Consider the following 23,394-nt stretch of genomic DNA (forward strand, 5'->3'; position numbering starts at 1 on the left):
TTTTGCCAAATTTCGAGGGATTAGAGGTTATAAGCCTTTTGGAAGAACTGGAAGACATCATAGAGAATAGTTCTTCAATACCGCTTTCTAATAAGGTTTTAATAAATAAGGAAGAAGTATTGGAGCTCATACGTCAGATAAGGATAAAACTTCCTGATGAATTTAAGAGGGCAGAATGGATAAAGCAGGAAAGACAGAGGATTTTGCTGGAGGCTCAGCAAGAAGCCGAGATGATCCTTAAGGAAGCAGAGCAGAAGATAAAAGAAATGGTGAGCGAAAGTGAAATAGTGAAAAAAGCTGAGAAAAAAGCCTCGGAGATAATTTCTGCTGCGCAAGCCAATGCAAAGGAGATAAGGCTGGGAAGCCGTGAGTATGCAGACGAGTTACTTGGAAAGCTTGAAAATCAGGTAGCAGAGATTTTGAATACTATCAGAAAGAATAGAGAAGAATTAAGGGGTGTAAAATGAACTAGCTTTTTGTATTTAAAGACAATAGAAGCGAAAGTGTAATTAAAAATACCATCAGAGCTATAAAAAGAAGGGTAGCAAGCTCAATCAAGCCGGTAAAATTTTTTGGAGAATAGATGTTAAAGGCTGGTACTGACAAGGCTTGCTCTTTAAGGGGCATAAGTTTTACCATCCCATACGAATAAATTCCTGCAAAAACGAACTGTAGAGATTTTGCGATGAAATAGGGGAAGTAAGATATTTTTGTTTTTGATATAACTCCTAATACTTGGCCGTGTATAGATATTCCTCCCCACGCTATTATACTGCTTATGAGTACTACTTTTTGGGATACGGGGATAGAAAGTTGACTTATAAGGTTTGATCCGACTGTTATTTCCAATAATCCGCTTAAAAAAGAAGGAATAGCTTCATCAGGAATGCCAATGTATCCCAAAAGTGGTTTAAGTAAGAGAGATAAAAAGTCTAATATACTGTAAATCTTCAAAAATTCTATTGCGACAGAAAAAAAGACAACATAGCCTCCTATTAAAAGGAGGGTGTTTACAGATTTTGTAACAGCCTCTGAAAGGAGGAGGCTAAAATTTTTTTTATTTTGAAATGAAGTCAAATATAGAGAATTCTTTGCAGAGTACATAGTTTTTGCATTGTTTTTCTTGTAAAATCTAAATAATAGGCCGGTGGTGATGGCAGCTAAATAATTGGAAGCCATAATAATGTATCCTGCTTGAAGGTTGTTCATCATGCCTATTGCTACTGCTCCTAGCATAAAAAGAGGGCCGGAATTGTTGCAAAAAGACATAAGTCTTTCGGCTTCTTCAGTGGAGCAAAGTCTTTCTTCCCATAATCTTGTTATTACTTGTGCTCCTACAGGATATCCTGAGGTGTAGCCTATTGCCATTGCAAAGGAACCACTGCCCGGAACATTAAAAAGAGGCCTCATTAGAGGTTCAAGAAGGCGACCCAAAAGATGGACGACTCCCAGTTGTATTAAAAGTTCAGAGCCTATAAAGAAAGGGAAAAGTGAGGGTGCGATAGTAAAGAGCCAGAGGTTTATGCCATTTTTTGCAGCATCTAAAGCTTCTCTGGGGAAGATTACAAGGGAGATGACCATTAAAAAGATTATGGAAACTAAAATGGTATAAGAAGTTTTTTTCAAATTTTATCCCCACCTCAAGTCTTGTCATTAAATATTATATGGTGAGGTTAGAGTTTTATGATGGGGTGATAAAAATCTAACTTTGAGATGCCAAAGTTTTTGTAGGCAAGAGTGTAGACATCTGTTGCAAATAAGTCTTTTTCAAACATTCTGGTATCTGAGATTTTTTCTTTGTACTGGGCTACTTTTGTAATGATTGGAATATACGATTTTTTCTTTATCTCTTTTAGAATTTTCTGGCCTTTTTCATTAAAACCTAATACTCTTATGTAATTAGGACCATCAAATTCCTTGAACAATCTTTTATCTATTCCAAGAATGAGATGTAAAAGTATGCGCCTTATACGGCTTTCAGTGTACCTTTTTGATTTTACGAGCTTTATCAGTTCTTTCAAATGATTTGTTTCGGCAGCAGCTTTGTAAATTTTATTATCTATGCCTTCTGCTACATCAAATATATCTTGTAGAGGATGTCCTTGTCTTAAAAGATAAAATATTATAGGAGAAAAATGCTCAAAATATACAGGTCCTTTTCCTTCACTAAAATTTCTTTCAAGTATCTCTAAGGTAAAGGATGGCACGTAGTTTTTGATTTTTTCAGTAGTATGGTCTTTTATAGTTTTTCGTATAGAAGTTGCACTGGCAAATTCTCCTTCTAATTTAGTCGAGGTGTATAAAGCCCCCTTTCTTTTAACAGTGAAAGGTACGATAGGACTTCTTATCTTTTTTAAAGCTTTCAAATACTCTATTCCCAGGATGTTATTGGAAGTTTGAAGGGTTTTGGAAAGTTCTTTGTCCCCAGTGATCCTTAAAAGAGCCAATTCCCTCGCCTTGGCGAAAGTGAGCCCATTTTCTAAGTATTTTTTCAAATGTTTCCTATATTCTGGAGGCTCTTCCAAAAGTATGTCTGCAATCTTTGTAAGTTTCTCTAGTGAACCCTCTTCACTTCCAAAAGAGATACAATCTACCACTTTAAGGGAATCTAAAAGTTTAATGGCTCCGTAGGCAAAGTTTTCTGCTGTAGAAGTAGCGTATATTACAGGAAGCTCTATTACTAGGTCTACACCTCCTTTTAGAGCCATTTCTGCCCTCTGCCATTTATCTAAGATTGCTGGTTCTCCTCTTTGTACAAAGTTTCCGCTCATTACTGCTATTACATAGTTACATTTTGTAATTTTTATAGATTCTTGAAGATGATAAAGATGTCCATTGTGTAAGGGATTGTATTCTACCACAATTCCTAAGACTTCCATATAGTTTGTATTCCTTTCAAAAAAATTTTAATAATGTACTTATTATTTTACACGAAATATGGTAAAATGTAAAAGGGAAACCGTGTATACAATATTACAAGAGAAAGGAGATTTTATGATGTCTGTGATGGACAATATTATAAAAAAGGCCAAGTCCGATAGAAAAAAGATTGTTCTCCCTGAAGGTACTGAAACAAGGACTTTGAAGGCGGCTGAGATAGTTCTGAGAGAAGGAATTGCAGATTTGGTTCTCCTGGGTAAAGAAGAAGAGATAAAAGCAAAAGCAGGGGGGCTTGATATCTCGAAGGCCGAGATTGTAGACCCAGAGGTCTCTCCTGATTTTGAGAGATATGCTATGGAGTATTATGAGTTGAGGAAGAATAAGGGAGTGACGCTGGAGGAAGCAAAAAGGTTGATGAAAGATCCGATGTATTATGGGTGTATGATGGTAAAATTAGGGCAGGTAGACGGAATGGTTTCAGGAGCGATTCACGCTACTGCCGATGTGTTCAGACCTGCTTTCCAAATCATAAAAACGGCTCCTAATGTAAAAGTTGTCTCTAGTGCTTTTATAATGGAAGTTCCTGATTGTAATTACGGGAGCGATGGGGTGTTTGTTTTTGCTGACTGTGCTATAAATCCAAATCCAACAGCAGAGGAGCTGGCTGCGATAGCCATTGCATCGGCCCATACTGCAAGAGTTTTGGTAGGAATTGAGCCAAAGGTAGCCATGCTTTCTTTTTCCACCAAAGGCAGTGCCAGCCATGAATTAGTAGATAAGGTGAAGAAAGCTACTGAAATAGCAAAAAGTCTGGCACCTGATTTGCTAATTGATGGAGAACTGCAGGTGGATGCCGCGATTGTTAAAGAAGTTGGAGAGTTAAAGGCTCCAGGTAGTCCTGTTGCTGGTCAAGCTAATGTGCTCATATTCCCCGATCTACAGTCCGGAAATATAGGTTACAAACTTGTGCAGAGGCTTGCTAAGGCAAATGCTATTGGACCTATTTCCCAAGGTTTGGCCAAACCTGTTAACGATTTATCAAGGGGTTGCAGTGTGGAGGATATTGTAAATGTTATAGCTATAACGAGTGTACAAGCTCAAGGAATAATGTAAAAAGGAGGCAATGACCATGAAGATTTTGGTTATGAATTGTGGCAGTTCTTCTTTAAAGTATCAATTAATTGATATGGAAAGCAATAAGGTTTTGGCTAAGGGGCTAGCAGAAAGGATAGGAATAAACGATTCCCTTTTGACTCATCAGGCAGACGGTAAAGAAAAAGTGAAGATAAAAAGAGATATGAAAAATCACAAAGAAGCTATACAGCTGGTTTTAGATGCTCTTATTGATAAAGAAATGGGTGTCATAAAGGATATGAAGGAAATAGATGCAGTTGGACACAGAGTCGTTCATGGAGCAGAGTATTTTACGGATTCTGTAATCATCGATGATGATGTCATAAAGAAATTAGAAGATTGTATTGACCTTGCACCTTTGCATAATCCTGCTAATATTGAAGGTATAAAAGCGTGCCGGCAGATAATGCCGGAGGTACCGATGGTGGCAGTTTTTGATACAGCTTTTCATCAGACAATGCCGGATTACGCTTACATTTATCCAATTCCTTATCAATATTATGAAAAGTACAGGATAAGGAGATATGGCTTTCACGGCACTTCTCACAAATATGTTTCGATGAGGGCGGCAGAATTGCTTGGTAGGCCGATAGAAGAGTTGAAGATTGTTACTTGCCATTTAGGGAATGGTGCGAGTATTACAGCTGTAAAACACGGAAAATCTATTGATACTAGTATGGGCTTTACTCCTTTAGAGGGACTAGCGATGGGAACTCGTTCAGGAAGCATTGATCCCTCTATTGTGACTTTCTTAATGGAAAAAGAAGGGCTTACAGCCCATGAAGTAATTGATATCTTGAATAAGAAATCAGGGGTTTATGGAATCTCTGGTATCAGCAATGATTTTAGGGACATAGAAAATGCAGCTTTTAATGAGGGCAACAAAAGAGCCATGTTGGCCCTTAAAGTATTTGCATACATAGCGAAAAAGACGATAGGAGCTTATGTTGCAGCGATGGGAGGAGTAGATGTTATTGTATTCACTGCTGGTGTAGGAGAAAATGGTCCAGAGATGAGGGAGTTCATTTTAGAGGGATTGGAATTTTTGGGCTTTAATCTTGATAAGGAAAAGAATAAAGTAAGGGGAAAAGAGGCGATAATCTCGACAGAGGATTCAAAGGTTAAAGTAATGGTCATTCCTACAAACGAAGAGTACATGATTGCAAAGGACACGGAAAAATTGGTAAAGGGGCTTAAGTAGATATTGACAATTGATAGAGGGGTTAGTATAATAGGTGTTGTCAATTACATTAAGGTGTGTGAAGAAAAATGAGAATCGACCTTTTGAAGATCAAAGGGCAGCTTGGGCGCAGCGTGTACGTGGATTACGTGGAAGACCTTACAAGTTTCGATTTTAAGGGGGAAGTATTTGAAATAGTAGATCCCTTGAGGGTAAAAGGGAAAATTACTGCCCAGAAGGAAGGGTTATTTGCTGAGCTTGACATCAAGGGAAGCATAAGAGCGACTTGTGACAGATGTTTGGAAGAGTTTGTGTATCCATTAGACCTTAAGTTAAGAGAGTATGTAGAAGAAGCTGTGGACGAAGAGGTGGATGATAGTTTTTATGAGAATTTTGATATTACTACTTTTGTCCTCCATTTTGTGATACTCTCTCTTCCTATGAAGTTTTTGTGTAAAGAGGATTGCAAAGGGCTATGTCCTATTTGCGGTACTAATCTAAACTATGGAAGCTGTAGTTGTAAGAGGGAAGATATAGATCCTCGTTTAGAAGTGCTTTCTAAATTGTTGCAGTAAATGTAGGAGGTGTTGAGAATGGGTGGTGTACCAAAAAGAAGAACGTCTAAAGCCAGAAGGGATACAAGAAGGAATAACAGTTTTAAGATTGCTCCACCAGCATATGTACTGTGCCCAAGATGTCATCAGCCAAAGCTTCCCCACAGAGTGTGCCCTAACTGTGGCTACTACAAGGACAAAGAAGTGATTAAAGTAGAAGAATAGCAAAAAAGTAGTAATAGGAAGTTCCTATTACTACTTTTTTGTTTTTTAAGTAGCTGTTCAGAATGAGTTTTTTGTTGATTTTGAGAAAAAAATAATTTATAATTTTGGGTAGGTCATAAAAACAACTGATATTTGGAGCTGGTAATATGGCTGTGAGAGTGAGCAAGGCGGAAAGGCAAAGACTTTTAAAAGAAAAGATAAACGAGAATCCCTTTTATACAGACGATGAACTGGCGGAGATGTTCGGAGTAAGCGTGCAGACTATAAGGCTTGATAGAATGGAATTGGGCATTCCTGAAGTTAGAGAAAGGATAAAAAATGTTGCAGAAGAAAATTATAGAAAGGTAAAGACCATTCTTGGGGCAGAAGTAGTAGGAGAGTTAATAGATCTGGAATTGGGTAAAAGAGGGATATCTATATTTGAGCCTACTGAAGAAATGGTTTTTGTAAAAACAAAAATTGTAAAGGGACAGTATATATACTCTCAGGCAGAATCTCTCGCTCTATCTTTAATTGATGCTCCTGCAGCTTTGATTGGGGTTGCTAACATAAAATATAAGTATCCTGTCAAGGTTGGAGATAGGTTGGTTGCTAAAGCAGAAGTAATAAGGCAGAGAGGGAACAAGTATTTTGTCTGGGTGAAGATAAAAGTCAAAGAAAAAGAAGTATTCAGAGGTAAGTTTATACTGGTGGCTTTAGACGAGGATTTTTTGCGAAAAAGGAGTGACACGGTTGAGGTTGGCAGTTGATGCAATGGGAGGCGACTATGCGCCAGATGAAGTAATAAAAGGTTCTTTAAAGGCGCTAAATGAGTTTAAAGATATAGAAATTTTTTTAATTGGCAAAAAAGAGGTTTTAGATAAGTTAGAAGGAGAAAATAAAAGATTAAATGTCGTTTATGCTAGTGAAATTATAGATAATAATGAAAGCCCTGTAGCAGCAGTGAAAAAAAAGAAGGATTCTTCTATGGTAGTGGGCTTAGAACTTTTAAAAAATGGAGAGGTAGATGCTTTCCTGTCAGCAGGGAACACAGGAGCTTTGATGGCGGGTTCACTTCTTTTATTGGGGAGGATAAAAGGAATAAAAAGGCCTGCTTTAGCACCTATTCTTCCCACTTTAAATGGAGCTACAGTATTACTGGATGCGGGATCTAATACAGACTGCGATGAAGAAAATTTGTTTCAATTTGCAATAATGGGGCATGTGTATGCACAAAAAATGTTCGGAATTGAAAGGCCTAGGATTGGCCTCTTTAATGTCGGTGTAGAAGAAGAGAAGGGAAATGAAGTTGTAAAAAAAGCTTATGAGAAATTGAAAAACTCGGGTCTTAATTTCATAGGCAATGTCGAAGGAAGAGATATACCTTATGGAGTTGCTGAAGTCGTGGTCTGTGATGGATTCGTGGGAAATGCCATATTAAAGTCGATGGAAGGTATTGCTTCTGTGATTTCAAGACTTTTAAAAGAGGAACTGTCGAGAAACATTGTTACAAAGATAGCTGCTCTTCTCATAATGGGAGGGCTTAAAAGAATAACTCAAAAAATGGATTACACCGAATATGGAGGAGCACCTCTTTTGGGAATCAGTAAACCTGTGATAAAAGCCCATGGCAATTCAAAAGAAAAGGCGATTTTCAATGCTATAAAGCAGACTAAAAATTTTGTAGAAAACAATGTATTAAATCATATAAAAGAACAAATTGAACTTATGGGAGATGAGATAAGTGTGTGAAAAGATTTCTGCAGGAATACTTGGTACAGGAAGTTATCTTCCAGAGAAAATATTGACAAATTATGACTTAGAAAAAATGGTGGATACTTCCGACGAGTGGATAACTACAAGAACAGGTATAAAGGAAAGGAGAATAGCGGATCCGTCACAGGCCACTTCTGACCTGGCAACGGAGGCTGCTAAAAAAGCCTTAGAGGATGCCGATTTAAAGCCGGAAGATATAGACATGATAATTGTTGCTACTGTTACTCCCGATATGAATTTTCCTTCTACTGGCTGCATAGTTCAAGCAAATTTAGGGGCATTGAATGCAGCTGCCTTTGATATTTCTGTAGGTTGTTCTGGTTTTATATACGGTTTGGCAATTGCTCAACAGTTTGTCGAAACCGGTCTATATAAAAACGTACTTGTGATAGGGGCAGAGACCCTTTCTAAGATAACTAACTGGAAAGACAGGAATACTTGTGTTTTGTTTGGAGATGGAGCGGGAGCGGCAGTGGTTGGGAAAGTTGAGGAGGGATATGGCATACTCGCAAGTTACTTGGGTGCCGATGGAACGGGAGGTAAATATCTTTACATGCCTGCTGGTGGTTCAAGGATGCCAGCGAGCCATGAGACTGTCGAGAAAAATCTGCATACCATTTTTATGGAAGGACAGGAAGTTTTTAAATTTGCGGTGCGAGTTATGGACAGTGCAACAATAGAAGTCCTAGAAAGGGCGGGTCTTTCTCCCGAAGATATAGACATGTTGATTCCTCACCAGGCGAATACGAGGATAATTGATGCTGCAAGGAAAAGGCTTAAGCTGTCTGAAGAAAAAGTGTACATAAATTTAGATAAGTACGGTAACACTTCAGCTGCATCCGTCGCAATAGCTTTAGACGAAGCTTACAGAAAAGGGTTATTAAAAAAAGGAGACATAATACTTATGGTGGCTTTTGGAGCTGGTTTAACCTGGGCTTCAAATGTGATAAAATGGAGCAAGTAAAGGGGTGTATACGATGTTTAAGACGAAAATAACCGAATTGCTTGATATAGAGTATCCTATATTGCAAGGAGGCATGGCATGGGTAGCAACTGCAGAGTTAGCGGCAGCAGTTTCTAATGCTGGGGGGTTGGGAATTATAGGGGCAGGAAATGCTCCTGGAAGCTTTGTGAGGGAGCAGATAAAAAAAGCTAAAGAGCTCACAGACAAACCCTTTGGTGTAAACGTCATGCTTTTGTCACCTTTTGTAGATGAGGTCATGGAGGTGATACTTGAGGAAGGAGTTAAAGTTATAACTACTGGAGCAGGAAACCCTGGAAAGTACATACCTAAGCTTAAGGAGAGAGGGATAAAGGTCATACCAGTGGTGGCATCAGTGGCGTTAGCTAAAAGGATGGAAGACATAGGAGCTGATGCCGTGGTGGCTGAAGGGATGGAGTCAGGAGGTCACATAGGCGAACTGACTACCTTTGCATTGGTTCCCCAAGTGGTGGATGCCGTAAGTATTCCAGTAATCGCGGCAGGTGGCATTGCGGATGGTAGAGGATTTGCGGCAGCTTTATGCCTTGGAGCTTCAGGCGTACAGATGGGTACTAGATTTGTTTGTTCTACTGAATGTACTGCTCATCCGCGGTACAAAGAATACATTATAAAGGCAAAGGATAGAGATACCGTGGTAACGGGAAGAAGCACAGGGCATCCCGTAAGGGTATTGAGGAACAGGTTGTCGAGAGAATTTGAAAAATTGGAGCAAATGGGGGCTTCAAAAGAAGAGTTAGAAAAACTTGGTGAAGGAAAGTTAAAAGCTGCAGTTGTTGATGGAGATGTTGAGTATGGTTCTGTGATGGCAGGACAGATTGCTGGACTTATAAAAGACATAAAACCTGTTAAAGAGATCATTGAAGATATAATAGAAGAGGCTGCCAGAGTCATAGAAAACCTGAATAAAATGAGGTGAAAAGATGAAAGTAGCTTTTATATATCCGGGACAGGGTGCTCAATACGCCGGGATGGGAAAAGAAATGTATGAAAAATATGAGGAAGCGAGAGAGATTTTTGAAAGAGCAGACGAGGCTTTAGGCTTTAAAATATCTAAGCTCTGTTTTGAAGGACCTGAAGAAGAACTTATGAAGACAGAAAACACTCAGCCGGCTATTTTGACCGTTTCAGTGGCAATTACAAAGGTTTTACTTAAAAAAGGTATAAGAGCTGATGTCACAGCTGGTTTAAGTTTAGGAGAGTATTCATCCCTTGTGTTAGCAGAGGCATTGGAGTTTGAAGATGCAGTAAAGCTGGTTAAAAAAAGAGGAAAATATATGCAAGAAGTAGTACCTGAAGGAGTAGGTACGATGGCTGCTATCCTTGGTCTTCCCAATGAAGAAGTTGAAGAAATATGCCGAATTGCTTCAGAATTTGGAGTAGTAGAACCGGCAAATTACAATTGCCCTGGTCAGTTAGTAATTTCCGGAGAAACAAAAGCAGTAGAAAAAGCCGTAGAGCTTGCGAAAGAGAGAGGGGCAAAAAAGTCTGTAGTGCTGGCTGTGAGTGCTCCCTTTCATTCCAGTATGCTCAAAAAAGCTGGGGAACTTTTGGCAGAAGAATTAAAAAAAATAAATATAAAAACTCCAAAGATTCCTGTGATATCGAATGTGACTGCCAACTACGTAGAAAAGGATGAAATTAAGGAATTGCTGATAAAGCAAGTAAGTCATCCTGTACTATGGGAGCAGTCTGTTAGAAAAATGATAGAAGATGGGGTAGATATTTTTATAGAAATAGGCCCGGGTAAGACTTTAACCAGTTTTGTGAAAAAGATTGATAAAAAGAAAAATGCGTTAAATGTAGAGGATGAGAAATCTATGTTAGAAGCTCTTTCTGTATTGGGGGTATAATCCGTGGAGAATAAAAATATGGTAGCTTTTGTTACGGGAGGTTCGAGAGGAATTGGCAGAGCTATTGCAGTAAGGCTTGCAAAAGACGGCTTTGATGTAGCCATAACATACGTTAAAGATGAGGAAAGTGCCAGAGAGGTTGTGGAAGAAATAAAAAAACATGGAGTCAATGGGATAGCACTAAAATGTGATGTTTCTCACTACCACGAGGTCGAAAAGGCAGTTGAAAAAGTCGTGCAGGAGTTAGGTAGCATAGATGTGGTTGTAAATAATGCAGGTATTACGAAGGACAATTTAATATTGAAAATGGAAGAAGATGAGTGGGACAGCGTAATAGATGTCAATCTTAAAGGAGCTTTTAATGTTATAAAATTTGCTTCAAAGTATATGATAAAGAAAAGAAAGGGGAAAATAATAAACATAAGTTCTGTAGTAGGGCTTATGGGGAATGTAGGACAGGCAAACTATGCAGCTTCAAAAGCTGGATTGATAGGACTCACAAAGTCGGCAGCTAAAGAGCTTGCAGCAAGAGGCATAACTGTAAATGCAGTTGCTCCTGGATTCATCGAAACGGATATGACAAGTGTTTTAAAAGAAGAGATAAAAGAAGCCATGATAAAAAGTATTCCTCTAAAAAGGGCAGGAAAACCAGAGGAAGTCGCAGAAGTTGTAGCTTTTTTGGCAAGTAAAGCTTCAGATTACATAACTGGGCAAGTAATAAATGTTGACGGAGGAATGGTTATGTAATATTATCATAAGTGTACAATTTTTGAGAGGAGGTGAGAAGGATATGATTTTTGAAAAGGTGAGGAATATCATTGCCGAGCAGCTTGGCATTGATCCAGAGGAAATTACGATGGAGTCCTCATTTATAGATGATTTAGGAGCAGACTCCTTGGACATAGTAGAGCTTATAATGGCTTTAGAAGAAGAATTTGACATTGAAATTCCTGATGAGGATGCTGAAAAGATAAAGACGGTAGGTGATGTTGTAGAATATCTGAGCAATATCGTCGAGTAAATAAGGTCCCGCATTGCGGGACTTTATGTAAATAAAGATTTGGAGGTTAAAAATCTATGAACAGAGTAGTTGTAACAGGAGTAGGAGTAATAACCCCGCTGGGTAATACTATTGAAGAATTTTGGGATTCGCTTATAAACGGAAGGAATGGAATAGGAACCGTTACAAAATTTGATACTTCTGAATTTCCTACGAAGGTAGCTGCTGAAGTGAAGAATTTTGAGCCTTCTTTATACATAGATAAAAAAGAAGCCAGAAGAATGGACAGATTTATACAATTTGCTGTAGCAAGCACAAAACTTGCATTGGAGGATGCAGGCATTGACCTTGGCACAGTAGATTTGAATCGATTTGGAGTCATCTACGGGACTGGTATAGGAGGAATTGAAACTTTTGAAAATCAGATGAGAGTGATGTTTGAAAAAGGACCTAGCAAAGTAAGCCCATTTTTCATTCCCATGATGATAGCCAACATGGCAGCTGGGCAAATAGCCATAACTTTTGGCCTTAAAGGAATAAACGAAACGATAGTGAATGCCTGTGCTTCTAGTACTAATGCTATTGGAGAGGCTTTTAAAGCCATTCAAAGAGGAGATGCAGATTTGATTGTTACCGGTGGTACAGAAGCTGCCATAACTCCTATGGCTTTTGCGGGTTTTTGTGCCATGAAAGCTATGTCGACGAATCCAGATCCTTCTACTGCTTCAAGGCCTTTTGATTTAAAAAGAGATGGATTTGTAATGGGAGAGGGCTCTGCTACTCTGGTTTTAGAGTCATTGGAACATGCTCTTAAAAGGGGAGCCCACATATACGCAGAGATAATAGGTTACGGTGCTACCGATGATGCTTACCACATAACGGCGCCTGCGCCAGAGGGAGAAGGTGCTGCAAGGGCTATGGAAGCAGCATTGAAGGATGGAAAAGTAAGTTATGACATGATAGATTATATAAATGCTCACGGAACTTCTACCGAATACAACGACAAGTTTGAGACTATGGCGATAAAAAAAGTTTTTAAAGACCATGCTTATAAACTTTATGTAAGCTCGAACAAATCAATGATAGGTCATCTATTGGGAGCAGCTGGGGCAGTAGAGGCTGTAGCTACTGTGCTTACCATAACACATGGTATAGTGCCTCCAACCATTAATTATGAGACTCCAGACCCTGAGTGCGATCTAAATTATGTTCCCAATAAGGCTATAGAAAAAGAAGTCAACTACGCCATTTCTAATTCTTTTGGATTTGGTGGACATAACGCTACTTTGCTTTTTAAAAAATTTTGAAAGAGGTATAAAAGTGAGTAGGAAGGATATTTCATATCTGGAACAGAAAATAAATTATGAATTTAAAAATAAAGCTTTGCTTTTAGAAGCTTTGACTCATAGTTCCTGGGCTCACGATGGCAGAAATGAAAAGATTAGCAATGAAAGATTGGAATTTTTAGGCGATTCCGTTTTAAGCCTTATTATAAGTGAATATCTTTATAAAAACAGAAAAGACCTGGAAGAGGGGGCTCTTTCAAAATACAGAGCAGAAATAGTATGCGAGCCTTCTCTTGCCAGGTGTGCACGAAAGATTGAATTGGGAAGCTTTTTGAGGATGGGTAGAGGAGAAGAAATATCAGGAGGAAGAGATAGGGATTCTATCTTAGCAGATGCAATGGAAGCCTTGTTGGCGGCTGTTTACTTGGATGGAGGTTTGGAAGTTGCGAGAAAAGTTACTTTAGACCTTTTTAAAGAAATTATAGATGAGGTTTTGAAAGGAATAATTTATAGAGATTATAAGACAAGATTGCAGGAAGTGGTCCAGAGTATGGAAGTCGGCAAGATAACATATGAGCTTATAGAAGAAATAGGACCGGATCACAATAAGATTTTTGTGACCCAAGTTAAAATAGGAGATGTAGTTTTAGGAAAAGGGCAGGGAAAAAGCAAAAAAGAATCTGAACAGGCAGCTGCGATGGAAGCATTAAGTAAGTTGGGGATATTGAAATGAAAAGGAAGATGTATATAATTCCGATTTTCATCCCTCACTGGGGATGTCCTTTTAAATGTGTTTTTTGTAACCAAAACGCTATAACTGGTCAAAGAAAAGATGTTACAATAGAAGAAGTTGTAGAAATTATAGAAACCCATTTAAAGACAATACCAGACGGGGCCAATATAGAGGTTTCTTTTTTCGGTGGTAGCTTTACAGGTATACCCATTGAAAAACAAAATTTATATCTTTCTATAGCAAGAGAGTATTTATTAAAAGGCAAAATACAAGGAATACGCCTTTCTACCCGCCCTGATTATATAAGTGAAGAAATTCTAGAAAACTTAAAAGCTCATGATGTTTCAGTGATTGAACTGGGTGTTCAGTCTATGGAAGACGATGTACTTCAAAAAAGCAGAAGAGGCCATACTAGCGAAGATGTAGTGAAAGCCGTAAGTCTTATAAGAAAGTATGGTTTTAAACTTGGACTTCAACTTATGATAGGATTGCCAGGTGATACAGAAGAAAAATCTTTAAATACAGCGCGAAAGATTGTAAACTTAAGACCAGATTTCGTAAGAATATATCCGACTATTGTTCTAAAAAATACACATCTTGAAAGGATGTATCGAGAAGGCAAATATACACCTCTTTCTCTGGAAGAAGCTATAAAAATTGCAAAGAAAATGTATATAATCTTTGCTAAAGAAGATATAGATGTGATAAGGATAGGACTTCAGACGACAGAAAATATAAATTTTAATAAAGATGTAGTAGCAGGGCCTTTCCATCCTGCCATAGGTCAATTAGTAGAGTCAGCAGTAATGCTTGAGGTATTAAAAAAAGTTTTGGACAGAGAAACTATTAAAGGGAAAAAATTGACCATTTTTTGCAATGGAAGAAAACTATCTACGATAATTGGGCAAAAAAGATACAATAAGAAATTTTTAGAAGAAAATTATGGTGTAGAAATGAGGGTAAAGATTTTAGAAAGGCTAGATGAGGATAAGATAGTGTTTAGTTATGACAAAAAATTATACCCTATTTCTATTCCTGAATTTATAAAAGAGAATTTTTAAATTTTTTTTGTGAAAAAGAAGGAAATGTTGATTTTTTAGCGAATATATAATAATATATCACATGTATTCATTTTCACAATAATAAATGAAGGAGGTAATTTAACAGTGGAGGTTCTCAAGGTGTCAGCGAAATCTAAACCTAAATCTGTAGCAGGTGCGTTGGCTGCTGTCCTGAGGGAAAAATCTTCTGCTGAGATTCAGGCAGTAGGGGCGGGAGCAGTCAATCAAGCAGTTAAGGCAATAGCTATTGCACGAGGGTTTGTAGCACCTAATGGGATTGATTTGATAGCGATTCCCGCTTTCTCAGAGATCGAGATAGACGGAGAAACTAGGACAGCTATAAAGTTCATTGTAGAGCCAAGATAATTTAAACCTGCTTTTTAGCAGGTTTTATTTTTATGGTAGAGGTGATTTTGTATGGAAAGTTTTGAAAAAGTTATAAAGCTAGAAAATGAAATAGAAGCACAGCTTATTGAGGGTATACTACAGGAAAGAGGTATTCCTCACTTCATAAGGAGCTTTCACGATACCGCTTATGACGGGCTCATTCAAATGGTGGAAGGATATGGGGAAATTTTTGCCCCTTCCGAATACAGGGATACCATCATCTCCCTTGTAGAAGAGGTAAGAAAAAATAGAGGTGAAAATTAAAGTAGCTTATGGTAAAATGTAAGGTGCATGAGGAGTGATGGTATGTACCTTAAAAAGATAGAATTATACGGATTTAAATCTTTTGCGGATAAAGCTATATTAAATTTCGAAAAAGGGATTACGGCAATAGTAGGCCCCAATGGCAGTGGTAAAAGCAATATTTCTGATGCTATACGGCTTGTTTTAGGGGAACAGAGCATGAAAAGCTTGAGGGGGTCAAAGCTTGAAGATGTGATTTTTGCAGGAAGCGAAACAAGGAAGCCTTTAGGATTTTGTGAAATAAACTTGACACTTGATAATTCGGATAGATCTCTTCCTTTTGACTATAATGAAGTTGTAATAACGAGAAGGATTTTCCGTTCTGGCGAAAGCGAGTTTTTTATAAATAAAATTCCCTGCCGACTTAAGGATGTCCACGAGCTTTTCCTTGACACGGGTATAGGGAAAGAGGGATATTCTGTTATCGGACAAGGGAAAATAGACGAGATTTTATTGGCTAAACCTGAAGAAAGAAGGCTTATAATAGAAGAGGCTATAGGGATATCAAAGTATCGGTATAAAAAAGAAGAAGCAGAGAAAAAATTAGTTTCAGCCGAAGAAAATCTCGTAAGGCTAAATGATATCGTGGTAGAGCTGGAAAAACAGATAGAAGTTTTAAGTTTCCAGAAAGAAAAAGCTGAGAGATTTTTGTCCCTTAAAGAAGAAAAGAAAAAGGCTGAAGTGACTCTTTATGCCCAACTTGCAGCGAGAGCTTCCAAAAAGTATGAAGAATTAAAGAATCAATACGACCTCTTAAAAAAGAAGCTGGAACAAAAAACAAGGGAAAAGGAGGAAGAAGAAAGAAGGTTTTTACTTCTTGAAGGAGAACTTGGAAAATTGAAGAAAGAGCTAGAAAAGGAAAAAGATAAGTATCATGGTTTATTAAGGGAGATAGAAATTATATCAGGGCAAAGGGAACTTTTACTGGAAAAAGTCAATAATTTAAAGGAAAATCTTAAACGCTATGAGGAAGAAGTAGGAAAACTCCAAAAGAAAAAGCTCTTTCTTGAGTCGGAAATTAAAAAAAGTGAAGAGAGAATTGTTCGACTGGAAGAAAATAGGAAAAACCTTCGTGAAGAATTGGATAAGATAAAAAAAGAGCAAGAAGAGATGAGCAGAATTTTTAGGGAGAGAGAGGAAGAGATCGAAAAGGCTAAGGCAGACATGATTGAAATACTTAACAATATTGCAGAAATAAATAGCAGGATTTCTTTGAATAAATCTTTAAAGGAGGAAGCAGAGAAGAAAAAAGAGGACCTTATCTTGGCTCGAGGGAACCTGGAAAAAAGATTTAAGGATATCCTTTTAAAGAACCAAGAACTAAAGCAAAAAGAGGAGAATTTGCAAAAATTATTTTTAGAGCATGAAAAAGAAATGAAAAATGTGGAGGAAGACCTAAAAAACTACGAGGAAATTCTTGACAAAAAAGAAAACTTTTTAAAAGAATTAAATGGGAAGCACGAGAAAGTTGTTTCACGCCTTCTTATACTTGAAGAAATGGAAAGAAATTATGAGGGTTATAGTGACACCGTAAAAAAATTGTTTAAAAAGGCAGATAAAAAAGGAATAATTGGCCTTGTTGGAGAATTGGTCGAGGTTGAAGAAGACTACAGACAGGCTATAGAAGTGGCGCTGGGTTTTGGAATACAGAATGTGGTGGTAGAAAATGCTCAAAAAGCTTCTGAGTTGATAGAAGTTTTAAAAAAAGATGGCTTGGGAAGATTAACCTTTTTGCCTCTTGATCTGGTTAGAGGGAAGAAGATAGAAAGAGAAGAAGTTTTTAAGGAAAAGGGAGTAATAGGATTGGCATCAAATCTTGTAAAATACGCCCCTTTTTTAGAGGGGATATTTGAATTTTTGCTGGGGCGGACTGTCGTCGTAGATAGGATTGAAACAGCAATCTACCTTGCCAAGAAGTATGACCAGGCTTTTAGAATTGTCACTTTAGAGGGAGAAGTAGTTAATGTGGGAGGGCCTATAACTGGTGGCAACTGGAAAACGACTAATGGCAGTATTTTATCCAGAAAAAATGAGATAAAAAAGTTAAAAAGTGAAATAGAAAATTTATCAAGGCTAGAAGAGGGAGTAAAAGAAGAAATAAAAAGGATAAAGAGTAAGATTGAACTCTATAGGTCACAGTTTAACGATCTGCAAGGTAAAGTACATGTAACTCAAAGAGAATTAGAGTCATTGAGGCAGGATAAAATTTTTATTGAGAAGGAAATGGAAAGCCTAAAAGAGAAAATTGACGATAGCCTCATTGAAGAAAGAGAAATTTCTAAAAACATATACTATTACAAGGAAGAAATAGAAAAAGGATTTAGTAGGTTAAAAGCTCTTGAAGCTGAAAAAAATCGATTGGAAGATTTGATGAAAAGTTTTAATGACAAGAACCTTCAAAATAAAAACGAGATTTCGTCTCTTGAAAAGCAAGTTACAGAGTTAAAAATAGAGATTGCTAAGTTGGAGGAGAAACTTCAAAACGAGTTCGATAATTTAAAAGAAAAGAAAAAAGAATTTGATGAGGCTGTGGAAGCCATAAAAGAAAAAGAGGGACAGATTGAAAATATAAAGATGGACGTTGTGCGTATTGAAAAGGAAGTAGAAGAGAAAGAGAAAAATTTGATGTTATTAAAGGAGGAAGCAGAGAAGTCAAAAGTTTATTTTGCCTCCTTAGAAGAGAAAGTTTTTGAAGAAGAAAAAAGTTCGCATCATGACAGGGAAAAGTTTCTCCTGGTTCAACAAGAATATAATGCTTTAAAAGAAAAAATTCATTACCTGGAAATGAGCATGCAAAGATTTCAAATGGAAATTGACAATATAAAAGAAAGGTTGTATCAAGAATACAGTCTGACGCTTGAAGAGGTAAAAGTAGAAGGGAAAGAAGATATTACAAAGCTTAGGATGGAAGTCGATAGGCTGAACGAAGAGATAAAAAAATTAGGTAATGTGAATTTAGACTCCATAGAGGAATATAAACAAGTTAAAGAGAGGTATGACTTTTTGAAAAACCAAATGGAAGACATTATAAAGGCAAGAGAATCTCTTCTTCGTGTGATTGATGAAACGGGTAAAATAATGCGGGTCAGATTTAAAGACGGGTTTGAGGTCTTGAACGCTCAGTTTAAAGAAACTTTTAAAAAACTTTTCGGAGGAGGAAATGCAGAACTTGTATTGACAGATGAAAAAAATCTTTTAACAACAGGAGTGGAAATAAAAGCACAACCGCCCGGAAAGAAACTTCAAAATCTTTCGCTTCTCTCTGGTGGAGAAAAGGCGTTGGTGGCCATTTCTCTTTTATTTGCTATGCTCACGATGAAACCTACACCTTTTTGTGTTTTAGATGAAATAGATGCTGCGTTGGATGAAGCCAATGTAGATAGATTTGCCAGAGCTTTAAAAGAGCTTTCTGAAGAAACTCAGTTTATAGTAGTCACCCACAGAAGAGGTACAATGGCAGTGGCGGACGCTATATACGGGGTTACGATGCAAGAGAAGGGTGTTTCAAAACTTCTTTCAATCAAACTAAGTACTGAAGATAGATCGGGAGGTTTGTTTTATGCTTAGTTTCCTTCAAAAATTTAAAGAAAATTTAAGTGAAAAATTGAACGGAATTCTATCCTTTGGTAAAAAAGTAGACGAAGAATTGTTTGAGGAACTGGAGGAAGCACTCATATTAGCGGATGTCGGGGTTGATACTACTTATAAAATAATTCAGTCCCTTAAAAAGAGAGTCAGAGAAGAAAAAGTGAATGATGCGGGCAAAGTAAAAGAAATGCTAGCGGAAGAAATATACGAAATCTTGCAAAAAGATGTAGAACCTTTCGTTTTAACTTCACCTTTGGTAATCTTGATAGTGGGAGTAAACGGGGTAGGTAAGACAACAACTATTGGGAAGTTAGCTCATATGTATAAAAAAGAAGGAATGAATGTGATGATGGTAGCAGCTGACACTTTCAGAGCTGCCGCTATTGATCAGCTAGAGATATGGGCTAAAAAAGTAAATTGCCCTATAGTTAAACATCAAGAAGGTTCGGACCCTGCTTCAGTGGTGTTTGACGGTCTTCAAGCAGCAAAAGCAAGAGGAATGGATGTAGTCATTTGCGATACAGCTGGCAGACTTCATAACAAGAAAAATCTTATGGAAGAGCTTCGAAAAATACGAAAGGTGATAGATAGGGAATATCCTGAGGCAAGAGTAGAAACTTTTTTAGTTTTAGATGCTACTACCGGTCAAAACGCTTTGCAGCAAGCGAAAATATTTAAGGAAGTGGCAGATATAACGGGGATAATACTTACTAAACTGGATGGAACTGCTAAAGGTGGTATTGTAATAGCTATAAAAGAAGAACTTAACTTACCTATAAGATATATAGGAATTGGGGAAGGAATGGAGGATTTACAAGCTTTTGACGCAAAAACCTTTGTTTCTGCTATTTTTCAATGAATAAAACTGCAAAAAAATGAAAAAAGAGAGTTGACAAAAACGAGGGCTTCATATAAAATCTTAATGTAAAGGTCAAAACCTTAACGGGTGGGATTCCTTGTGGAAGATGATTTTTTGTTTATGACTCTTTTATATGACTTTTATGGGGCGTTGCTAACCGATAAACAGAGAGAAATTTTTGAGATGTACTATCTTAATGATTATTCCCTTGGTGAAATATCTGAGATCTTAGATATATCCCGTCAAGGGGTATACGATGCCTTAAAGAGGGCAGAAGACTCACTAGAATTTTATGAAGAAAAATTGGGGCTTGTAAAAAAGCATCAGGAGATGCAAAAAAAACTTGAAAAGATTAAAGAATGCATAAAATTTATAAGAGAAAGGGAAAAAGACCCAGAAATTTTGAAAATCGTTGAAGATATGGCTCGCGAGCTTGAAGAGTTAAATCTTTAGGAGGTTTTTTTGATGGCTTTTGAAAGCCTTTCTGAAAGGCTGCAGGGAATTTTTAAAAAGTTAAGAGGTAAGGGTAAACTTACAGAAAAAGATATAAAAGAGGCAATGAGGGAAGTAAAAGTTGCCCTTTTAGAAGCAGATGTCAACTTTAAGGTAGTGAAAGACTTCATAAATACTGTAACAGAAAAAGCCTTGGGGCAGGAAGTAATGGAGAGTCTTACTCCTGCTCAGCAGGTGATAAAGATTGTACACGAAGAGCTCATAAACCTCATGGGCCCTGTGGAGAGCCGGTTAAATCTGGGCAGTAAAGTGCCTAGTATTGTAATGATGGTTGGTCTGCAGGGGTCTGGCAAAACTACCGCCTGCGGAAAACTTGCCAACTTCTTAAAGAAACAAGGGAAAAATCCTTTGTTGGTAGCCTGTGATACCGTAAGGCCGGCTGCCATAAAGCAATTACAAGTTTTAGGCTCTAGCATAAATGTACCGGTTTTCACCATGGGAGACAAAGTAGACACTGCTGACATAGCTAAAGCCTCTATTGATTATGCCAAGTCACACAACATAGATGTGGTTATAATTGACACGGCGGGTAGACTTCATGTCGATGAGGAACTTATGGAGGAACTTGTGAGGATTAAAGAAGCAGTTCATCCCAACGAGATACTGCTTGTGGCTGACGCTATGACAGGTCAGGATGCAGTAAACGTGGCTTCTGCCTTTAATGAAAGGCTTGACATAACGGGTGTGATATTGACAAAACTTGATGGGGATACAAGAGGCGGGGCTGCTCTGTCCATAAAGGCTGTGACTCAAAAACCAATAAAATACGTTGGTGTAGGGGAAAAGCTAGCGGATTTAGAGCCTTTTTATCCTGATAGAATGGCTTCTCGTATTTTGGGAATGGGGGATGTTTTGACCCTTATAGAAAAGGCTCAAGCAGCAATAGACGAAAAAAAGGCCCTTGAAATGGGCCAGAAGATATTGTCAAAGCAATTTACCTTAGAAGACTTTTTAGAGCAGTTGAAAAGTCTTAAAAACATGGGACCTATTGATCAGCTTCTTTCCATGATTCCCGGAATAAACAAAAGTGCTTTGAAAAATGTGGAGGTATCTGAAAAAGATTTAAAGCGAATCGAAGCTATAATTCTCTCTATGACAAAAGAAGAAAGGCAAAACCCCTCTATTATAAACGGTAGCAGAAAAAAAAGGATAGCAAAGGGCAGTGGCACTACTATTCAAGAAGTAAATAATCTTTTGAAACAGTTTGAAGAGACAAAAAAAATGATGAAGAGATTCGCTGATATAGACAAGGAACTCAAAAGAGGCAGACTCAGGTTGCCTTTCTTGCAGTAGTTGAAGGCGGGCGACTTTTAAAGGAGGTGAGAAAGTGGCAGTTAGAATAAGGTTAAAAAGGTTCGGAGCTAAAAAGAGACCTTTTTACAGAATAGTTGTTGCAGATTCAAGGTCTCCAAGAGATGGCAGATTTATCGATGAAATAGGGTATTACAATCCAATTGCCGAACCTGCGGAACTTAAAATAGATGTTGAAAAAGCAAAGAAATGGTTAAGCGTCGGTGCCCAGCCTTCTGATACCGTTAAATCATTGTTTAGAAAAGAAGGCATAATCAATAATTAATCCTCGCTGATGAGGAGGTGTAAAAATGGGAGAACTAGTTAAAACTATAGCTAAGGCATTAGTCGACAATCCCGATGCAGTAGAGGTAAAAGAAATTCACGGGCATCAATCTGTGATAATAGAACTCAAAGTTGCTCCGGAAGATATGGGTAAAGTAATTGGAAAACAGGGAAGAATTGCACAAGCTATAAGGACTCTGGTCAAAGCTGCTGCCCTTAAAGAGAAGAAAAAAGTTATTGTTGAAATAATATAGGTGATGGTATGACTCGCTACTATAATGTGGGGAAAGTTACTTCTCCCCACGGGATAAAAGGGGAGGTAAAGGTATATCCCCTTACTAATGTGCCTGAAAGGTTTTATGAACTCCCTTATGTATGGGTCTTTCATGAACAGGATTTGCAGATAAAGTATGAGATCGAGAATGTGAAGATTACCCCGAAAGGAATGGTACTTTTAAAGCTAAAGGGCGTTGATACAAGAAATGACGCAGAAAAACTCAAAGGGGTGTTTCTCAAAGTAGATGAGGAAAATGCACTCAGATTGGAAGAAAATGAATATTTTATAGCCGACCTCATAGGTATAAAGGTCTATACAGAAGAGGGAGAATTGTTAGGTACATTAAAAGAAGTGTTACAGACAGGGGCAAATGATGTATATGTCGTTAAGGCCAGGGAAAGAGAGATACTGTTGCCTGCAATAAAAGAAGTGATAAAGAAAGTTGATGTAGAAGGTAAGGTCATGATTGTCCGCCTCTTGGAGGGGCTTTAGATGATTTTTGATGTTTTGACGTTATTTCCTGAGATGTTTGAATGTATTCTCTCTTATAGCATTTTAAAAAGAGCAATAGAGAAAGGTAAATTAAAAGTCAATTTGATTAACATAAGAGATTTTTCAAAAGATAAGCATAAAAGAGTAGATGACTATCCTTATGGTGGGGGACCGGGGATGGTCATGATGCCCCAGCCCCTTTTTGATGCTATTGAATTTGTGAAGAGTCAGGGGAATATTCCTGTTTACTATTTAAGCCCGAAAGGCAAAGTTTTTACTCAGGAAATGGCAAGGGAACTTTCAAAAATGGAAAGAATTGCTCTTTTGTGTGGACATTACGAGGGAATAGACGAAAGAGTGTATTCAGTAATAGACGATGAAATTTCCATAGGAGACTTTGTACTCACAGGTGGAGAGCTTGCTGCTATGGTAGTCATAGATGCAGTGACAAGGCTTGTGGAAGGAGTTTTATCTCACCCTCAAAGCGCCTTAGAGGATTCTTTCTCTGATTACCTTCTTGAATACCCTCAGTATACAAGGCCAGAGGTTTTCAGAGGGATGAGAGTACCTGAGGTGCTTTTGAGTGGCAATCATGCAGAAATTGCCAAATGGAGAAGGCAGAAGTCTTTAGAGATAACCTTTCTAAAGAGGCCTGATTTATTGAAAAAAGCTAATTTGACCGAAGAAGATAAAAAATTTCTTAGAGAAAAAGGATGGGATATATAGTAAAGGAAGGAGG

At 37.7% G+C, this 23,394-nt stretch carries 27 protein-coding genes; 25 read left to right on the forward strand and 2 right to left on the reverse strand.

Annotated elements, in window-relative coordinates; translation table 11 throughout:
* Window positions 1-2 precede the first annotated feature (2 nt).
* Window positions 3-467 (forward strand): ATPase, encoded by a 465-nt coding sequence (locus ACPLVE_RS00170; protein ID WP_424608756.1) that lies wholly within the window; start codon window positions 3-5, stop codon window positions 465-467.
* A 1-nt stretch (window position 468) separates the two neighbouring features.
* On the opposite strand, the gene ylbJ is transcribed toward ACPLVE_RS00170, so the two are convergent.
* Window positions 469-1,626 (reverse strand): sporulation integral membrane protein YlbJ, encoded by a 1,158-nt coding sequence (gene ylbJ, locus ACPLVE_RS00175; RefSeq protein WP_424608758.1) that lies wholly within the window; start codon window positions 1,624-1,626, stop codon window positions 469-471.
* 47 nt (window positions 1,627-1,673) lie between these two features.
* A complete protein-coding gene (locus tag ACPLVE_RS00180) occupies window positions 1,674-2,879 on the reverse strand; it encodes a nucleotidyltransferase (protein WP_424608760.1) in 1,206 nt (401 codons plus the stop codon).
* 118 nt (window positions 2,880-2,997) lie between these two features.
* Between ACPLVE_RS00180 and pta the strand changes: the two genes are divergently transcribed.
* From pta to trmD, 24 genes are all read left to right on the forward strand, one after another.
* Window positions 2,998-3,993, forward strand: a complete 996-nt coding sequence (gene pta / locus ACPLVE_RS00185) for a phosphate acetyltransferase (protein WP_424608761.1) — start codon at window positions 2,998-3,000, stop codon at window positions 3,991-3,993.
* A 16-nt stretch (window positions 3,994-4,009) separates the two neighbouring features.
* Window positions 4,010-5,215, forward strand: coding sequence for an acetate kinase (locus ACPLVE_RS00190; protein ID WP_424608762.1), 1,206 nt, complete (start codon window positions 4,010-4,012; stop codon window positions 5,213-5,215).
* Window positions 5,216-5,283: 68 nt separating this feature from the next.
* Window positions 5,284-5,769: a YceD family protein gene (locus ACPLVE_RS00195; RefSeq protein ID WP_424608763.1), complete on the forward strand. Its 486-nt coding sequence runs from the start codon at window positions 5,284-5,286 to the stop codon at window positions 5,767-5,769.
* Window positions 5,770-5,787: 18 nt separating this feature from the next.
* Window positions 5,788-5,973 carry a 50S ribosomal protein L32 gene (gene rpmF / locus ACPLVE_RS00200; protein ID WP_022587645.1) on the forward strand — a complete coding sequence of 62 codons (186 nt, stop codon included), beginning with the start codon at window positions 5,788-5,790 and terminating at the stop codon, window positions 5,971-5,973.
* A 146-nt stretch (window positions 5,974-6,119) separates the two neighbouring features.
* On the forward strand, window positions 6,120-6,722 hold the full coding sequence (fapR, locus tag ACPLVE_RS00205) for a transcription factor FapR (protein WP_424608764.1): 603 nt from the start codon (window positions 6,120-6,122) through the stop codon (window positions 6,720-6,722).
* Window positions 6,706-7,704 carry a phosphate acyltransferase PlsX gene (plsX, locus tag ACPLVE_RS00210; protein ID WP_424608765.1) on the forward strand — a complete coding sequence of 333 codons (999 nt, stop codon included), beginning with the start codon at window positions 6,706-6,708 and terminating at the stop codon, window positions 7,702-7,704. The genes fapR and plsX overlap by 17 nt, the downstream gene beginning before the upstream one ends.
* Window positions 7,697-8,692: a beta-ketoacyl-ACP synthase III gene (locus tag ACPLVE_RS00215; protein ID WP_424608766.1), complete on the forward strand. Its 996-nt coding sequence runs from the start codon at window positions 7,697-7,699 to the stop codon at window positions 8,690-8,692. The genes plsX and ACPLVE_RS00215 overlap by 8 nt, the downstream gene beginning before the upstream one ends.
* A 13-nt stretch (window positions 8,693-8,705) precedes the next feature.
* The gene (fabK, locus tag ACPLVE_RS00220) at window positions 8,706-9,647 is read left to right on the forward strand and encodes an enoyl-[acyl-carrier-protein] reductase FabK (RefSeq protein WP_424608767.1); all 942 of its coding nucleotides are present in this window, start codon (window positions 8,706-8,708) and stop codon (window positions 9,645-9,647) included.
* Window positions 9,648-9,651: 4 nt separating this feature from the next.
* Window positions 9,652-10,581 (forward strand): ACP S-malonyltransferase, encoded by a 930-nt coding sequence (fabD, locus tag ACPLVE_RS00225; RefSeq protein WP_424608769.1) that lies wholly within the window; start codon window positions 9,652-9,654, stop codon window positions 10,579-10,581.
* 18 nt (window positions 10,582-10,599) lie between these two features.
* Complete coding sequence (gene fabG / locus ACPLVE_RS00230) at window positions 10,600-11,328, forward strand: 3-oxoacyl-[acyl-carrier-protein] reductase (RefSeq protein ID WP_424609153.1); 729 nt, start codon at window positions 10,600-10,602, stop codon at window positions 11,326-11,328.
* Window positions 11,329-11,371: 43 nt separating this feature from the next.
* Window positions 11,372-11,602, forward strand: a complete 231-nt coding sequence (acpP, locus tag ACPLVE_RS00235; protein ID WP_022587649.1) for an acyl carrier protein — start codon at window positions 11,372-11,374, stop codon at window positions 11,600-11,602.
* A gap of 56 nt (window positions 11,603-11,658) precedes the next feature.
* Window positions 11,659-12,888 (forward strand): beta-ketoacyl-ACP synthase II, encoded by a 1,230-nt coding sequence (fabF, locus tag ACPLVE_RS00240; RefSeq protein WP_424608771.1) that lies wholly within the window; start codon window positions 11,659-11,661, stop codon window positions 12,886-12,888.
* A 7-nt stretch (window positions 12,889-12,895) separates the two neighbouring features.
* Window positions 12,896-13,600 (forward strand): ribonuclease III, encoded by a 705-nt coding sequence (rnc, locus tag ACPLVE_RS00245; protein WP_424609155.1) that lies wholly within the window; start codon window positions 12,896-12,898, stop codon window positions 13,598-13,600.
* On the forward strand, window positions 13,597-14,661 hold the full coding sequence (locus tag ACPLVE_RS00250) for an elongator complex protein 3 (protein WP_424608773.1): 1,065 nt from the start codon (window positions 13,597-13,599) through the stop codon (window positions 14,659-14,661). Before rnc ends, ACPLVE_RS00250 begins: the two co-directional genes overlap by 4 nt.
* A gap of 105 nt (window positions 14,662-14,766) precedes the next feature.
* The gene (locus ACPLVE_RS00255; protein ID WP_011025734.1) at window positions 14,767-15,027 is read left to right on the forward strand and encodes a stage V sporulation protein S; all 261 of its coding nucleotides are present in this window, start codon (window positions 14,767-14,769) and stop codon (window positions 15,025-15,027) included.
* Between the two features lie 51 nt (window positions 15,028-15,078).
* The gene (locus tag ACPLVE_RS00260; RefSeq protein WP_424608775.1) at window positions 15,079-15,312 is read left to right on the forward strand and encodes a hypothetical protein; all 234 of its coding nucleotides are present in this window, start codon (window positions 15,079-15,081) and stop codon (window positions 15,310-15,312) included.
* Between the two features lie 42 nt (window positions 15,313-15,354).
* Complete coding sequence (gene smc, locus ACPLVE_RS00265; protein WP_424608776.1) at window positions 15,355-18,918, forward strand: chromosome segregation protein SMC; 3,564 nt, start codon at window positions 15,355-15,357, stop codon at window positions 18,916-18,918.
* Window positions 18,911-19,798: a signal recognition particle-docking protein FtsY gene (gene ftsY, locus ACPLVE_RS00270; RefSeq protein WP_424608777.1), complete on the forward strand. Its 888-nt coding sequence runs from the start codon at window positions 18,911-18,913 to the stop codon at window positions 19,796-19,798. Before smc ends, ftsY begins: the two co-directional genes overlap by 8 nt.
* 99 nt (window positions 19,799-19,897) lie before the next feature.
* Window positions 19,898-20,251 (forward strand): putative DNA-binding protein, encoded by a 354-nt coding sequence (locus ACPLVE_RS00275; protein WP_424608779.1) that lies wholly within the window; start codon window positions 19,898-19,900, stop codon window positions 20,249-20,251.
* Between the two features lie 12 nt (window positions 20,252-20,263).
* Window positions 20,264-21,604, forward strand: a complete 1,341-nt coding sequence (ffh, locus tag ACPLVE_RS00280; protein ID WP_424608780.1) for a signal recognition particle protein — start codon at window positions 20,264-20,266, stop codon at window positions 21,602-21,604.
* Between the two features lie 34 nt (window positions 21,605-21,638).
* On the forward strand, window positions 21,639-21,887 hold the full coding sequence (rpsP, locus tag ACPLVE_RS00285; RefSeq protein WP_424608782.1) for a 30S ribosomal protein S16: 249 nt from the start codon (window positions 21,639-21,641) through the stop codon (window positions 21,885-21,887).
* A 25-nt stretch (window positions 21,888-21,912) separates the two neighbouring features.
* Window positions 21,913-22,140 carry a KH domain-containing protein gene (locus tag ACPLVE_RS00290; RefSeq protein WP_424608784.1) on the forward strand — a complete coding sequence of 76 codons (228 nt, stop codon included), beginning with the start codon at window positions 21,913-21,915 and terminating at the stop codon, window positions 22,138-22,140.
* A gap of 8 nt (window positions 22,141-22,148) precedes the next feature.
* On the forward strand, window positions 22,149-22,655 hold the full coding sequence (rimM, locus tag ACPLVE_RS00295; RefSeq protein WP_424608786.1) for a ribosome maturation factor RimM: 507 nt from the start codon (window positions 22,149-22,151) through the stop codon (window positions 22,653-22,655).
* Window positions 22,656-23,381, forward strand: coding sequence for a tRNA (guanosine(37)-N1)-methyltransferase TrmD (trmD, locus tag ACPLVE_RS00300; protein WP_424608788.1), 726 nt, complete (start codon window positions 22,656-22,658; stop codon window positions 23,379-23,381).
* Window positions 23,382-23,394 lie beyond the last annotated feature (13 nt).

Origin of the sequence: Caldanaerobacter sp., assembly GCF_049701115.1 — a bacterium.
Classification (GTDB): Bacteria; Bacillota; Thermoanaerobacteria; order Thermoanaerobacterales; family Thermoanaerobacteraceae; genus Thermoanaerobacter.

Excerpts from the sequence above, each read along its gene's own strand:
- ACPLVE_RS00180 (WP_424608760.1), bottom strand. The coding sequence starts at position 2,879 with ATGGAAGTCTTAGGAATTGTGGTAGAATACAATCCCTTACACAATGGA.
- pta (WP_424608761.1), top strand. The coding sequence starts at position 2,998 with ATGTCTGTGATGGACAATATTATAAAAAAGGCCAAGTCCGATAGAAAA.
- ACPLVE_RS00190 (WP_424608762.1), top strand. The coding sequence starts at position 4,010 with ATGAAGATTTTGGTTATGAATTGTGGCAGTTCTTCTTTAAAGTATCAA.
- ACPLVE_RS00195 (WP_424608763.1), top strand. The coding sequence starts at position 5,284 with ATGAGAATCGACCTTTTGAAGATCAAAGGGCAGCTTGGGCGCAGCGTG.
- rpmF (WP_022587645.1), top strand. The coding sequence starts at position 5,788 with ATGGGTGGTGTACCAAAAAGAAGAACGTCTAAAGCCAGAAGGGATACA.
- fapR (WP_424608764.1), top strand. The coding sequence starts at position 6,120 with ATGGCTGTGAGAGTGAGCAAGGCGGAAAGGCAAAGACTTTTAAAAGAA.
- fabK (WP_424608767.1), top strand. The coding sequence starts at position 8,706 with ATGTTTAAGACGAAAATAACCGAATTGCTTGATATAGAGTATCCTATA.
- fabD (WP_424608769.1), top strand. The coding sequence starts at position 9,652 with ATGAAAGTAGCTTTTATATATCCGGGACAGGGTGCTCAATACGCCGGG.
- fabG (WP_424609153.1), top strand. The coding sequence starts at position 10,600 with ATGGTAGCTTTTGTTACGGGAGGTTCGAGAGGAATTGGCAGAGCTATT.
- acpP (WP_022587649.1), top strand. The coding sequence starts at position 11,372 with ATGATTTTTGAAAAGGTGAGGAATATCATTGCCGAGCAGCTTGGCATT.
- fabF (WP_424608771.1), top strand. The coding sequence starts at position 11,659 with ATGAACAGAGTAGTTGTAACAGGAGTAGGAGTAATAACCCCGCTGGGT.
- ACPLVE_RS00250 (WP_424608773.1), top strand. The coding sequence starts at position 13,597 with ATGAAAAGGAAGATGTATATAATTCCGATTTTCATCCCTCACTGGGGA.
- ACPLVE_RS00260 (WP_424608775.1), top strand. The coding sequence starts at position 15,079 with ATGGAAAGTTTTGAAAAAGTTATAAAGCTAGAAAATGAAATAGAAGCA.
- smc (WP_424608776.1), top strand. The coding sequence starts at position 15,355 with ATGTACCTTAAAAAGATAGAATTATACGGATTTAAATCTTTTGCGGAT.
- ftsY (WP_424608777.1), top strand. The coding sequence starts at position 18,911 with ATGCTTAGTTTCCTTCAAAAATTTAAAGAAAATTTAAGTGAAAAATTG.
- ffh (WP_424608780.1), top strand. The coding sequence starts at position 20,264 with ATGGCTTTTGAAAGCCTTTCTGAAAGGCTGCAGGGAATTTTTAAAAAG.
- ACPLVE_RS00290 (WP_424608784.1), top strand. The coding sequence starts at position 21,913 with ATGGGAGAACTAGTTAAAACTATAGCTAAGGCATTAGTCGACAATCCC.
- rimM (WP_424608786.1), top strand. The coding sequence starts at position 22,149 with ATGACTCGCTACTATAATGTGGGGAAAGTTACTTCTCCCCACGGGATA.
- trmD (WP_424608788.1), top strand. The coding sequence starts at position 22,656 with ATGATTTTTGATGTTTTGACGTTATTTCCTGAGATGTTTGAATGTATT.